The organism is Nocardia sp. JCM 34519.1 (genome assembly GCF_020361265.1).
Taxonomy (GTDB): Bacteria; Actinomycetota; Actinomycetes; order Mycobacteriales; family Mycobacteriaceae; genus Nocardia; species Nocardia arthritidis_A.
The window spans coordinates 236,023-248,918 of the sequence record NZ_JAIRBR010000012.1 but is presented as its reverse complement, the minus strand read 5'-3'; the positions used below and the strand labels follow the sequence as shown (position 1 = coordinate 248,918).

The following is a 12,896-nucleotide window of genomic DNA, read 5'->3' as shown; positions in this document are numbered from 1 at the left end:
AACCGAGCCGACACTAACATCGTTCGGCCAACAGAGGGAGATATTGCGCACGGGAGGACCAACTTTCATCGATTTCGCCAAACCCCTTGCCTGCGCAGACCTCCGATGTATAGTCGTGATCCAAGTCACTCTCCATCTCCCGGGGGTTACATGCCGACGGCACTCATCACCGCGCTGGACACGCTGGATATCCGGTTTCCCACCTCGCTCGAACTGGACGGTTCGGATGCGATGAATCCGGACCCGGACTATTCCGCGGCCTACGTCATCCTGCGCACGGACGATCCGGACGGCCTGGCCGGTCACGGTTTCGCGTTCACCATCGGCCGCGGCAACGATGTGCAGCGCGCGGCCATCCAGTCGCTGGAGCGCCTGGTCATCGGTCGGTCGGTCGCCGAGATCACCGGGGATCTGGGCGGATTCGCCCGCATCCTCACCGCCGATTCCCAATTGCGCTGGCTGGGCCCGGAAAAGGGCGTCGTGCACATGGCGGCAGGCGCGGTGATCAACGCGGCCTGGGACCTCGCCGCCAAACGCGCCGGAAAACCGGTGTGGCAGTTGGTATCCGAGATGACACCGGAGCAGATCGTCGACCTGGTCGACTTCCGCTACCTGACCGACGCGCTCACCAGGGACGAGGCGCTGCATATCCTGCACACCGCGGCGCCGGGCCGCGCCGCCCGCGCCGAAACCCTGCTCGCCACCGGCTATCCCGCCTACACCACCTCACCCGGCTGGCTGGGTTACTCCGATGCCAAGCTGGCGCGGTTGGCCAGGCAGGCGGTGGCGGACGGCTTCGGCACCATCAAGATCAAGGTGGGCCGCGATGTCGACGAGGATGCCCGCCGGGTCGAAATCGCCAGGGCGGCAATAGGTCCCGACATCGGCCTGGCCGTCGACGCGAATCAGCGCTGGGATGTCGACGCCGCGGTCGCGTGGATAAACAGGCTCGCCCCGGCGGGCCTGGCCTGGGTCGAGGAGCCGACCAGCCCGGATGACATCCTCGGCCACGCCGAGATCCGCCGCCGGGTCGCGCCGGTGCGCATCTCCACCGGCGAACACGGCCAGAACCGGATCCTGTTCAAACAGCTGCTCCAGGCGGGCGCCGTCGACATACTGCAAATCGACGCCGCGCGGGTCGGCGGCGTCAACGAGAATCTGGCGATCCTGTTGCTGGCGGCCAAATTCGGCGTCCCGGTGGTGCCGCACGCCGGCGGCGTCGGGCTCTGCGAGCTGGTGCAGCATCTGGCAATGATCGACTATGTGGCGATCAGCGGCACCATGGACGGCCGCGCCATCGAATACGTCGACCACCTGCACGAGCATTTTCGCGACCCGGTCCAGGTGCGCGGCGGCCGCTATCTCGCCCCGCGCACACCGGGTTTCAGCGCCGAAATGCTGCCCACCACCCTGGCCGCCTATGCCTATCCCGCCGGAATCGCTTGGCACAACGAAACTTTCGCCCGCAACCCGGCCGCCGCCTCGACAAAGGAGTACGAGATCTCATGAAAACCGCCAGGATTCTGGTCGCCGCCAGCTGCGCGGCGCTGGTCGTCGGCGCGGCGGCCTGTACCAGGGAGCCGACGAACAACGGTGGCGCACCGGCCGTCAAGGTCGGCACCGGCGCGGAGAACGGCGTGCTGGTCGGCGCGGATCAGCCGCGCTCGGATTCCGACTTCTGGAGCGCCTACGCCGGATATCTCGGCCCGAAGGCCGCCCAGGCGGGGGTGAAGTTGGAGAACACCTCGTCCGACAACGACGCGAACCGCCTCAAGTCGAATGTGGACACGCTGCTGTCGAAGAACGTCAAGGCGATCATCATGGCGCCGCAGGACACCGCGGCCGTCAAACCGGCGATCGCCGCCGCCGCGGTCAAGAACGTGCCGGTGATCAGCGTCGACACCCGGCCCGACAGCGGCGGCGCGTATATGGTCGTGCGCGCGGACAATCGCGCGTACGGCACCAAATCCTGCGTCTTCCTCGGCGAAACCCTCGAGGGCACAGGTAAAGTCGTCGAATTCCAGGGCGACCTCAGCTCGATCAACGGACGCGATCGGTCGGAGGCGTTCGCCGACTGCATGAAATCCCGCTATCCCGGTATCAAGGTGATCGAGATCCCCACCGACTGGAAGGGTGACCGCGCCGCCTCCGGCCTGCAGGACAAGCTGCTCACCGATCCCGATATCAACGGCATCTACATGCAGGCGGGCGGCGTATTCCTGCAGCCGACGCTGGCCCTGCTCAAGCGCTCCGGAAAATTGGTGAAAGCCGGTGCGCCGGGCCATATTACGATCGTCTCCAATGACGGCATCAAGGCCGAGCTGGACGGCATCGCCGACGGCGATATCGATGCGACGGTCTCCCAGCCCGCGGATCTGTACGCGCAGTACGCCGCGTTCTACGCGAAGGCCGCCACCGAGGGCCGCAAATTCGCGCCCGGACCGACCGATCACGGTTCGGTGATCGTCGACACCGGCGTCAGCGGCATGTTGGAGGACCAGCTCCCCGCGCCGGTGGTGACCCGAGCGGGCGGCAAGGTCGGCGAGCTCGATACGGTGGCGCCGACCGCGCCCGGACTGTGGGGACACGGCGGCTGATGACCGATCCGCTGATCGCCGAGGCGCGCGGCGTCTCGAAACGATTCGGCCGCACCGTCGCACTCGACGACGTACATCTCGAGGTGACGGCCGGGCGCACACACGCGCTGGTCGGGCGCAACGGTGCGGGCAAATCGACGCTGGTGTCGATCCTCACCGGACTGGCCGCGCCGGATGCGGGGCAGGTGCGGTTCAACGGCGAACCCGCACCAGCTCTCGCCGACCGGGACGGCTGGCGGGCCAGGGTGGCGTGCGTCTACCAGAAGTCGACGATCATCCCGGATCTCTCGGTGGCCGAGAACCTCTTCATCGGCACGCAGGGTTTCGGCGGCCGAATCGTCAACTGGCGCAAGCTTCGTGACCGCGCGCGGGAACTGCTCGACACCTGGTCGGTGCCGGTCGAGGTGGACACGGTGGCCAGGGAGCTCTCGGTGGAGCACCGGCAACTGGTGGAGATCGCCCGCTCGCTGTCGCACGGCGCGCGGTTCATCATCCTGGACGAGCCGACCGCGCAACTCGACGGTCCCGCGATCAAGCGGCTTTTCGCGCGCATCGGCGACCTGCAGGCGCAGGGCGTGACCTTCCTGTTCATCTCGCACCACCTCGACGAAACCTATGAAATCTGCCGGGACATCACGGTTTTCCGCGACGCGCGGCACGTCGTCACCGCACCCGCCGCCGAACTCGGCAAGCGGGAGCTGATCGCCGCGATGACCGGGGACGCGGTCGCGCTGGAGACGTCGGTACCGCGGACCGCACCCGAGAATTCGGCCGGACCCGCGCTCGCGGTGGAAAACCTTACGCGGGCAGGGGAATACGACGGCATCGGACTGGAGGTCGGTCCGGGCGAGATCGTCGGGCTGGCCGGCGGCGGCAGCAGCGGACGCACCGAAGTGGCCGAAACGATCGTCGGATTGCGCAGGGCCGCAAGCGGTTCCATCCGGGTCAAGGGTGTGCCGCTGCGGCGCGGCGGGGTGCCCGCCGCGCTGCGCGCCGGGATCGGCTTCGTGCCGCGCGACCGGCACGAGGAGGGACTGGTGCCGGAGATGAGCGTCGCCGACAATGCGACGCTCACCGTGCCACGACGGCTCGGGCGGTTCGGCCTGATCTCCCGGCGCACCCGGAATACGCTGACGGACAAGGCCGTTCAGGATCTGGATATCAAGGTCGACGGGGCTGAGCAGAGCGTCGCGGAGCTGTCCGGCGGCAATCAGCAGAAGGTGGTGTTCGCCCGCGCGCTGGCCACCGATCCGGCGGTGCTGGTGCTGATCACCCCGACCGCCGGAGTCGATGTCCGCTCGAAGGACACCCTGCGCGCGGTACTGCGCGGGGTGGCCGAACGCGGCACCGCGGTGCTGGTGGTCTCCGATGAACTCGACGACCTGCGCGACTGCGACCGGGTGCTGGTCATGCGGCAGGGCCGACTGTGCGCCGAATTCGAAAAAGGTTGGGGCGACCGCGAACTGGTCGCCGCCATGGAAGGAATGTCATGACACGGACCGCCGAGCCCGCACTCGGCGCGCCCGCCGCGACCCGCCGGGCCCGGCTGGCCGCGGTGCGCTGGGGCGCGCTGCGCGATTTCCTTTTGGTGCCACCGATTCTGCTGGTATTGGTGGTCGGGTATTTCATCAACCACAACTTCGTCTCCCCCACCAACCTCACCAATGTGCTGACCACCATGAGCGGTATCTCGCTGCTGGTGCTGGCCGAGGTGCTGGTGCTGGTGGTCGGCCGGATGGATCTGTCGCTGGAATCCACCTTCGGGCTGGCGCCCGGCATCGCCATTTGGGCCACCATGGGCACCGCGAAAGTCGGTGCGTACACCTGGACCTCGCCGTGGATGGCGATTCCGATGGCGCTGCTGGTGGGGCTCGCGGTCGGCGCGGTGAACGGGATTCTGATCGTGCGATTCGGGCTCAACGGGTTCATCGTCACCTTGGCCATGCTCATCGCGCTGCGCGGGCTGCTCACCTTCCTGACCGAGGGTTTCACCCTCACCAAGATTCCGGCGTCCATCGATTGGCTCGGCAACACAAGGGTTTTCGGCATTCCGGTGGATATCGTGGTGTGCCTGGCGCTGTTCGCGATCGGCTATTTCGTGCTCACCTATACGACGGCCGGGCGGGCGCTGTACGCGGTCGGCGGCAACGAGGCGGCCGCGCGCGCCGCCGGTATCCGCACCGACCGTGTGGTATTGGGCGTGCTGGTGCTCGCGGGCGGGCTGGCCGCGATCGGCGGGTTGATCTATTCGGGGCAGTTCGCCAGCGTGCAGGTCAGCCAGGGCGACGGCATGATCTTCCAGGTCTTCGCGGCCTGTGTGATCGGCGGGGTCGCGCTCAACGGCGGGCGCGGTTCGGTGCTCGGCGCCTTCTTCGGCGTGCTGATCCTCACGCTGATCCAGAAGCTGCTGTCCTACGGTGGGGTGAGCGCGGATTCGCTGAAGTTCATCAATGGCGCGCTGATCCTGGTCGCGCTGGTGATCACCCGCATCGCCAGCGGGCGCAGGCAGGAGTGATATGCGAATCGCGTTGCATACCAAGCTGAAACCCGGAAAAGTCGCGGAATACGAGGCGGCGCACCGCGCCGTGCCCGGCGAGCTCGTCGCGGCGATCAGGAAGGCCGGGGCCAGCTCCTGGACCATCTGGCGCAGCGGAACCGACCTGTTCCATGTGATCCATTGCGCCGCATATGATGTGCTACTGGCCGAGCTCGCCGCGCTGCCGGTGAATATCGCCTGGCAGCAGCGAATGGACGAATATCTCGAAGCGACGCACGACTATTCGGCCGACGGGGCCGCCGCAGCGCTTCCGGTGGTGTGGGATCTGGAGACGTCGGGTGAATGAGATCGTGCTCGGCGGCGCGGGTTACGCCGGACTGTTCCGGCCTGTCGACGCCGACAGCGCGCAGGACGCGTTGACGGCCGCGTGGGACAGCGGCATTCGCGCATTCGACACCGCACCGCACTACGGCGCCGGGCTCAGCGAGGAACGGCTGGGACTGTTCCTGCGGAGCAGACCGCGGTCGGAGTTCACGGTATCGACCAAGGTCGGCAGGCTGCTCTACGACGATCCCGGTGCGCCCGATGGTGTCGACGATTTCTATGGCGCACCGAAACGCTCTCGGCGACTGGACTATTCGGCCGACGGCGTGCGCCGTTCGGTGGAGCAGTCGCTGCGGCGGCTCGGGCTGGATCGGGTAGACAGCCTGCTCGTCCATGATCCCGACGACCACCAGGCGCAGGCGTTGGCGGAGGCGATCCCCGCGTTGGTACAGATGCGTGCGGAAGGACTTACCACGGGTATCGGCGTCGGGGTCAATCATGTCGCGGTGGCGCTGCGTTTCGTGCGCGAGGCGCCGATCGATCAGCTGATGATCGCCGGGCGCTACACGCTGCTGGACCGGCGCGCCGAGGAGGAGCTGCTGCCGGAATGCGCGGCCCGTGGGATCCGGGTACTGGTGGCCGGGGTGCTCAACAGCGGGGTGCTGGTCGATCCGGAACAGCGGCCGGTCTTCGACTATCGACCCGCGGCGGCCGAGATCGTCGAGCGGGCGCGGGCGCTCGCTCGGCTGTGCGCGAAATACGAAGTGCCGCTGCGGGCCGCGGCATTGCAGTTCCCTGGCAGGCATGCCGCGGTGCACGCCACCGTGCTCGGCGCGGGCAGCCGCGACGAGATCGCGGACAGCATCGCGATGTTGGAATTCCCTGTCCCCGAAGAGCTTTGGGACGAGCTGATGTCCTCGGCCGCGCTGTGACCGGCATACTTCCCAGGTCAGCCCGCCGCCATCCGCAGCCACTCCATCACGCCCGCGACATGCGCCAGCGCCCTGGCGTGCGCGAGCTCCGGATCGCGCGCGGCGATCGCGTCGCAGATGGCGCGGTGCTCGGCCACGGTGCGCTCGAACGCGCCCTCCTCGGTGACGCCGCGCCAGATGCGTGCCCGAGTGGTCGGCAGCGAGAGCGAATCCAGCAGCGAGGCAAGGACTTTGTTGCCGGACGCGGCCGCGACGGCGGCATGGAAGCTCAGATCGAGCGCGACCAGATCGGTCACCGACCGGCCCGCGGGCTCCACCAGCGTGCGCAGATGCTCGATCTGCGCGTCGGTCATCCGCGTCGCGGCCAGCGCGGTCGCGGCGGGTTCCAGGATCCGGCGCACGCCGAGTATGTCCAGCACCGAATCGTCCTGGTGGAATTCCAGCAGGAAGCTCATCGCGTCCAGCAGCGAATTCGGTTCCAGGCTGGACACATACGTGCCGTCGCCCTGGCGCACGTCCAGGATCCGCACCAATGCGAGCGCCCGCACCGCCTCGCGCAGCGAATTGCGCGAAACACCCAGTTCGGCGGCCAGATCCGCCTCCCGCGGCAGCCGCGAGCCCGGCTTCAGATCGCCGGAAACGATCATCGCCTTGATCTTCGCAATCGCATCGTCGGTGACCGACACCTGATTCCTTCTGTCGAGGATGTGAAGCTATGCCTCCGATGACTGTAGACGCTCATGTGCACGTGTGGACTATCAGCGGTGGAAAGTTCCACGTGGAATACGATTGGCTCACCGATACATCCGATGTCTTATCTCGGAATTACACCCTGGACGACGCCGAATCCGACTTCGCCGAACACGATATCGATGCGCTGGTACTGGTGCAGGCATCGGATTCGCTGGCCGAGAATCACGCGCTGCTCGCCGCGGCCGGCGCCGCGCCGCGCCCGGCCGCGGTGGTCGGCTGGCTGCCGCTGCACCGGCCGGACCTGGTCGCGCGGCTGCTGCCCGCGCTGCGCGGATATCCCGAATTCGTCGGCGTCCGGCATATGATCCACCGCGATCCGGATCCGGAATATCTACTGCGGCCGCCGGTTTCGGACAGCCTCGGGCAACTCGCCGCGGCCGGACTGGTTTTCGACGCGGTGGCCGAGCGACCCGATCTGTTGGCTCAGGTGCCGGTGATCGCCCGCGCCCATCCCGGACTCACCGTCGTACTCGACCATCTCGGCAAACCGCCGATCGGCGCTTCCGGCTGGCAGCCGTGGGCCGACCTGCTGCGCGCGGCCGCGGCCGAACCCAATGTGGTGGCCAAGATTTCCGGTCTGGCAACGGTTTCCGGGGACGAGATCAGCGCGGCGCGCTGGCAACCGTATGTCGATCATGCGATCGCGGTGTTCGGGCCGGACCGGTTGCTGCTCGGCGGCGATTGGCCGTTCACGCTCACCGCCGCCTCGTACCGGACGGTGTGGCGGACCACGCTGGAGACGCTGTCCGGGTTGACGGCCGCCGAGCGGGCCGCCGTTCTCGGTGCCAACGCGTGCAGGATCTATCAACTGCCGCAGTCGAATTCGGGTCGAATCTCGGGATGAAGTCACACGGGCAGCGGAGCCACCCACTGCCACAGATCAATTCGAAGGGAACACCAGCATGAAGTTGCAGCGGATCGGCGCGCCCGGCGCCGAACGGCCGGTCGTCGTCGACGGCGACCGCGCCTACGACCTGCGGCCGGTCACCGCCGATATCGACGGCGCGTTCCTGGCCGCCGACGGAATCGCCACCATCGCAACGGCTCTGGCTGCCGATCAGCTCACACCCATCGATATCACCGGGCAGCGCGTCGGCCCGCCCGTCGCCCGCCCACAGGCAATCTGGTGCGTCGGCCTGAATTACGCCGCGCACGCGAAGGAATCGGGCGCGCCGCTGCCCGAGGCACCGGTGATCTTCTTCAAAACACCCAACACCATCGTCGGCCCCGACGACGACGTGCTGATCCCCCGCCGCTCCACCAGGACCGACTGGGAGGTCGAACTCGCTGTCGTGATCGGCGCCCGCGCCCGCTACCTCGAGTCCCCCGCCGACGCGATGAAATACATTGCCGGATACACCATTTCGAACGATGTCTCCGAACGCGAATTCCAACTCGAACATTCCGGCGGCCAATGGTCCAAGGGCAAATGCTGTGAGACGTTCAACCCGCTCGGCCCCGCCCTCGTCCCCCGCGACCGGCTCGACCCCACCGACCTGCGGCTGCGCTCCTATGTCAACGGCGAACCGCGCCAGGACTCGACCACCGCCGACCTCATCTTCGATGTCGCCCACCTCGTCTGGCATCTGTCCCAGTACGCCGTCCTCGAACCCGGCGACATCATCAACACCGGCACCCCCGAGGGAGTGGCCCTTTCCGGCCGCTACCCCTACCTCCGTCCCGGCGACGTCGTCGAACTCGAAATCGAAGGGATCGGACGCACCCGCAACGTTTTCCGTGAGGCACCGTGATCACCGTCTGATGTTGCGCCGCAAGGTGATCGGATTGTTCGGTTCGGACCCGGTGGCTCCTGGATCCGGTCATGGCGGCGGGGAGTCGGGAGCGTACTGTTTCGCGATCCACCGGCAGATCGCCTCCACGATGTAGCCGCGTTCGGCAGCGTCGAGCTCGTGTCCGGCGGGGATGTGGTGCCAGCGAGCCAGGCAGGTGCGGCAGCACGTGGCGGTGGCGTGCTGGGCGACGAAGACGGGATGGCCCCGGTATGGCGTCGGGCGACCATCGTTGCGTGGCTCGGCTGGAGCCAGCCTGCGGTCGACCAACTCCTCGGCATGTCTGCGGACGGTCGTGATGCCGCGCAGGTCGACAACTGCGCGGTCCCGGCCCCGCAGCCGGAACTTGGCGCGGAAAGGATGCTGCCCTATCCGGTGCAATCTGGCGTCCAACTCGTCCATTACCGCGGTAACTCCGTCGTCGATCAGGCTTGCTGCTGGGTGATGTCGATCATCCAGGTGATCCCGAACTTGTCCACGAGCGCGCCCCACACCGGCTGATCCAGCGGCATGGTCACGATGCCGCCGCCTCGACCTGCCCAGCCTGCTACTGCTCGCGGGCGGCCTGACTCTGGTCCTGCCCGGCTTGAATTCGGTACCCAGGTACCGGCTTAGCATCGAATCATCAAGCAACACGATCGGTGGAGACGTGATGACCCGAAACCCGTTGTCTTGGGTGCCAACCGATACCTGCACCCTGCCGACCCCCCAGCAACCGCTGCGCGTCGCCGAATTCGACGCGCTGTTCGCGACCGCATTACGTGGCGTACACCGGGTTTCCGCGACCCGGCTACGTCTGGAGTTGGCGGCCGACGCCGAGGCCACCGCCCGCGAGCTGACCGCGCGCGAATCGGCCTGCTGCTCCTTCTTCACCTTCGAATTCATTGCGAAACAACCAGATTCGCTACTACTGGAGATCGAGGTGCCGACGGCACACACCGCCGTCCTGGACGGCATCGTCACCCGAGCAACCTCGGCATGACCGGCTTGCGCACCAGCGAGGTCGCAGCGGCCGCCGGCGTGAACATCCAAACCCTGCGATATTACGAACGCCGCGGCCTGCTCACCGAGCCGGAACGATCGCTCGGCGGCCACCGGCGTTACCCCGAAGACACGGTAACCATCCTGCGCATCATCAAGGCGGCCCAGCGAATCGGCTGCACCCTCGACGAGATAACCGAGCTGATACATCGGACGCGGCGCAACCGGCCCGGTCCCGACCTCCAGTCCGTAACCGCCGCCAAGCTCGCCCGGATCGAGTCCCGGATCGCCGAATTGTCCACGGTTCGCGACACTCTCCGCGCCGCATTGGCCGCCGACTGCACCGATCTGCTCACCTGCAGCGAAACCCCCTCCTGCCCACTACCTTTCGAAACCGGATCAACCGAAGAGTCCAGCTGACCCAGCAGGCGCGGGATATTGCGCGGTCGGCCTCCGCACCGCACCGGCCCACCACCTCGCCGCGTTCAGCCGAGCAGGCGGGTCACCTCGCGAGCACTCCCCCAAGACAGGCTGACGCCCAAGCCGTCGTGCCCATAGTTGTGCACAACTCGCGCGTCGCCGAAATGTTCGATCTCCAAACGAGCTTCGGCGCGTCCGGGCCGCAAACCCACCTCGTGGCCGAGCACCTCGGCCTCGGCGAGTTTCGGTTCCACCGCGATGCAGCGGCGTAGGATGCGGTCGGCGAGTTCGGGATCCGGTTCCAGGCTCCAGTCGCCGGGCTGGCGGATGCCGCCGAGGATGAGCCGCTCGCCGTGTGGGAAGAAGCCCGCCCATTCCGGGCTGTCGATGGTTTCGTAGTAGAAGTAGTCGATGCCCGGATTGCGCACGATGACGTGCTGGCCGCGCACCGGCTGCACACCGTCGTCGCCCGCGAGCGCGCGCGCCCCGATTCCCGTGCAGTTCACCACGATCGGCGCGGCCGAGGTGGCCTCGGTGAGATCCCGGACCGTCCGCTGTACGACGAAGACGCCCGCCGCGGCCAGCCGATCCACCAAATAGCGGAGATAGCAGGGCAAGTCGATCAACGGGACGGTATTCCACAGTCCGAGCACCATGCCGTCGGGCAGTTCCTCAGCGCTGCAGATGCGCACATCGCCCAGCTCGTCGACCCAGTCGGGCGGTTCGGCCGATAGGCTCGACGCCAGCAGCCCGCGCTCGAAATGCACACCGGACCCGGATTCCCCGGCCAGCCGCGAGAATTCGGCGAGCGAGACCCGGCTCCACGCCAAATCCCTTGGCGTATAACCGGGCCCCCACAACCCGCTGGCCACCGCCGAGGTGGTCCGCTCGGGCGGACGTTCGGCCCAGATCCGGACCCGATGACCCGCCTCCACCAGGCACACCGCGGTGGTCAATCCGATAACACCTGCTCCGAGCACCAGCACGTCATTCGCCATACCCGAAGGTAACCCACCTGCCACTCCGCTGACCCCGACACCGGCCAAACCGGTATCCCCGCTCGAATAACGAAGCAACACAACGACTCCGGCACGGGCACGCCGGCCGCACCGTCAGGCGAGTTGCTCGATTTTCGCCGCCAGCTCGGCGCCGGTGAGCGGTTCGCGCGCGATGACCGCGATGGTGTCGTCGCCCGCGATGGTGCCGACGATGTACGGCAGCGCGGCCCGGTCCAATGCGCTGGCCAGGTAGTGCGCCGCGCCGGGCGGGGTGCGCAGCACCGCGATATTGCCGCTGGCGTCGGTGGAGACGAGCAGGTCGCCGAGGAGTTTCGAGAGCCGGTCGGTGCCGCCGATGACGCCGCGCACCGGGCTGCCGTCCTCGGGCACCACATAGACGCCCGCACCGCCGTCTGCGGCGCGCAGTTTCACCGCGCCGAGCTCATCCAGATCCCGCGACAGCGTCGCCTGCGTCGTCTCGATGCCCTCCGCCGCGAGCAGCGCCGCCAGCTCGGTCTGGCTGCGCACCGCGTGCGCGGTCAGCAGTTCGACGATGCGGGACTGCCGCCCGGCCCTGGTCCGCGCGATCGCCGGACCCTTCTCCGCCTCGGCCGTCACGACCGTCGCTCACATCGCGCGAGCAACCACACCAGCAGCGCCTTCTGCGCGTGCAGCCGGTTCTCCGCCTCGTCCCAGACGACGCTGTGCGTGCCGTCCAGCACCTCGTCGGTGATCTCCTCGCCGCGATGCGCCGGAAGACAGTGCAGCACAACGGCATCCGGCTGCGCCTGAGCCAGCAGATCGCCGTTCACCTGGAAGGTGCGGAACGGGCCGACCCGGTCGAGGCCGTCGTTCTCCTGCCCCATCGAGGTCCAGGCGTCGGTGACCAGCGCGTCGGCACCCTTGGCCGCGGCGACCGGATCGCCGGTGATCGTGATGGTGGCGCCGGTTTGCGCGGCCCGCCGCTGGGCCGCGTCGACGATCCACGGCAGCGGCTCGAATCCAGCCGGCGCGGCGATGGTTACGTTGATGCCCGCGGTGACGCCGCCGAGCAGCAGCGAATGCGCCATATTGTTGGCGCCGTCGCCGAGGTAGGTGAGATTGCGGCCGGACAGCACACCCCAATTCTCTTTCAGCGTCAGCAGATCCGCGAGCACCTGACACGGATGGAATTCGTTGGACAGTGCGTTGACGACGGGAACCGTTGCGGTGACCACCATCTCGTCCAGCCGAACCTGTTCGAAGGTGCGCCACACGATGGCGTCGACGTAGCGGGAGAGCACCCGCCCGGTATCGCCGAGCGTTTCCTCGCGACCCAGTTGGGTGTCGCGCCCATCCACCACCACCGCATGCCCGCCGAGCTGGGCGATGCCCACCTCGAACGAGAAACGCGTTCGGGTGGAATTCTTTTCGAAGATCACCCCGACACCGCGCGGCCCCTCCAGCGGCCGGTGCGCGAACGGATTCCGCTTGAGCTCGCTGGCAAGCTCGAGCACCTCGGCCTGTTCGGCCGGGGTCAGATCGTCGTCCCGCAGGAAATGCCGTAGCCCACGCCCACCCGTCGCCCGGCCGCCACCCCTCATCGAATCGCTCCGCGATACCGC

General features: G+C 67.5%; 15 protein-coding genes. 10 read left to right on the top strand and 5 right to left on the bottom strand.

Translation table 11 applies throughout. The features are described 5' to 3' along the window. Positions 1–150 precede the first annotated feature (150 nt). Genes LGY53_RS27460 through LGY53_RS27435 form a run of 6 tightly spaced genes read left to right on the top strand, consistent with a single transcriptional unit; the run spans position 151 to position 6,350 of the window. Positions 151–1,509, top strand: coding sequence for an enolase C-terminal domain-like protein (locus LGY53_RS27460; RefSeq protein ID WP_225729596.1), 1,359 nt, complete (start codon positions 151–153; stop codon positions 1,507–1,509). Beyond that, positions 1,506–2,597 (top strand): sugar ABC transporter substrate-binding protein, encoded by a 1,092-nt coding sequence (locus tag LGY53_RS27455; RefSeq protein WP_225729595.1) that lies wholly within the window; start codon positions 1,506–1,508, stop codon positions 2,595–2,597. The genes LGY53_RS27460 and LGY53_RS27455 overlap by 4 nt, the downstream gene beginning before the upstream one ends. Then, positions 2,597–4,090: a sugar ABC transporter ATP-binding protein gene (locus tag LGY53_RS27450; protein WP_225729594.1), complete on the top strand. Its 1,494-nt coding sequence runs from the start codon at positions 2,597–2,599 to the stop codon at positions 4,088–4,090. Before LGY53_RS27455 ends, LGY53_RS27450 begins: the two co-directional genes overlap by 1 nt. Then, complete coding sequence (locus LGY53_RS27445; protein WP_225729593.1) at positions 4,087–5,112, top strand: ABC transporter permease; 1,026 nt, start codon at positions 4,087–4,089, stop codon at positions 5,110–5,112. Before LGY53_RS27450 ends, LGY53_RS27445 begins: the two co-directional genes overlap by 4 nt. A 1-nt stretch (position 5,113) precedes the next feature. Beyond that, on the top strand, positions 5,114–5,440 hold the full coding sequence (locus LGY53_RS27440; protein WP_225729592.1) for an L-rhamnose mutarotase: 327 nt from the start codon (positions 5,114–5,116) through the stop codon (positions 5,438–5,440). Next, a complete protein-coding gene (locus LGY53_RS27435) occupies positions 5,433–6,350 on the top strand; it encodes an aldo/keto reductase (protein WP_225729591.1) in 918 nt (305 codons plus the stop codon). The genes LGY53_RS27440 and LGY53_RS27435 overlap by 8 nt, the downstream gene beginning before the upstream one ends. Before the next feature lie 17 nt (positions 6,351–6,367). On the opposite strand, the gene LGY53_RS27430 is transcribed toward LGY53_RS27435, so the two are convergent. Further along, positions 6,368–7,036 (bottom strand): FadR/GntR family transcriptional regulator, encoded by a 669-nt coding sequence (locus LGY53_RS27430; RefSeq protein ID WP_167474064.1) that lies wholly within the window; start codon positions 7,034–7,036, stop codon positions 6,368–6,370. 38 nt (positions 7,037–7,074) lie between these two features. Here LGY53_RS27430 and LGY53_RS27425 point away from each other — a divergent pair, with 38 nt between their 5' ends. Next, complete coding sequence (locus tag LGY53_RS27425) at positions 7,075–7,947, top strand: amidohydrolase (protein ID WP_225729590.1); 873 nt, start codon at positions 7,075–7,077, stop codon at positions 7,945–7,947. Positions 7,948–8,005: 58 nt separating this feature from the next. Then, positions 8,006–8,854, top strand: a complete 849-nt coding sequence (locus LGY53_RS27420) for a fumarylacetoacetate hydrolase family protein (RefSeq protein ID WP_225729589.1) — start codon at positions 8,006–8,008, stop codon at positions 8,852–8,854. Positions 8,855–8,923: 69 nt separating this feature from the next. On the opposite strand, the gene LGY53_RS27415 is transcribed toward LGY53_RS27420, so the two are convergent. Continuing rightward, positions 8,924–9,295, bottom strand: a complete 372-nt coding sequence (locus LGY53_RS27415) for a DUF4186 domain-containing protein (RefSeq protein ID WP_225729588.1) — start codon at positions 9,293–9,295, stop codon at positions 8,924–8,926. 250 nt (positions 9,296–9,545) lie between these two features. Here LGY53_RS27415 and LGY53_RS27410 point away from each other — a divergent pair, with 250 nt between their 5' ends. Further along, a complete protein-coding gene (locus LGY53_RS27410; protein WP_225729587.1) occupies positions 9,546–9,875 on the top strand; it encodes a hypothetical protein in 330 nt (109 codons plus the stop codon). Further along, complete coding sequence (locus LGY53_RS27405; protein WP_225729586.1) at positions 9,872–10,294, top strand: MerR family transcriptional regulator; 423 nt, start codon at positions 9,872–9,874, stop codon at positions 10,292–10,294. The genes LGY53_RS27410 and LGY53_RS27405 overlap by 4 nt, the downstream gene beginning before the upstream one ends. A gap of 65 nt (positions 10,295–10,359) precedes the next feature. Here the strand turns inward: LGY53_RS27405 and LGY53_RS27400 are convergent, their stop codons facing one another. The 3 genes from LGY53_RS27400 to argF form a co-directional block, all read right to left on the bottom strand. Beyond that, a complete protein-coding gene (locus LGY53_RS27400; protein WP_225729585.1) occupies positions 10,360–11,292 on the bottom strand; it encodes an FAD-dependent oxidoreductase in 933 nt (310 codons plus the stop codon). Between the two features lie 114 nt (positions 11,293–11,406). Continuing rightward, entirely contained in the window at positions 11,407–11,910 is a 504-nt protein-coding gene (locus LGY53_RS27395) for an arginine repressor (RefSeq protein ID WP_225729584.1), read from the bottom strand. Continuing rightward, the gene (gene argF, locus LGY53_RS27390; protein ID WP_225729583.1) at positions 11,907–12,875 is read right to left on the bottom strand and encodes an ornithine carbamoyltransferase; all 969 of its coding nucleotides are present in this window, start codon (positions 12,873–12,875) and stop codon (positions 11,907–11,909) included. Before argF ends, LGY53_RS27395 begins: the two co-directional genes overlap by 4 nt. Positions 12,876–12,896: the final 21 nt, after the last annotated feature.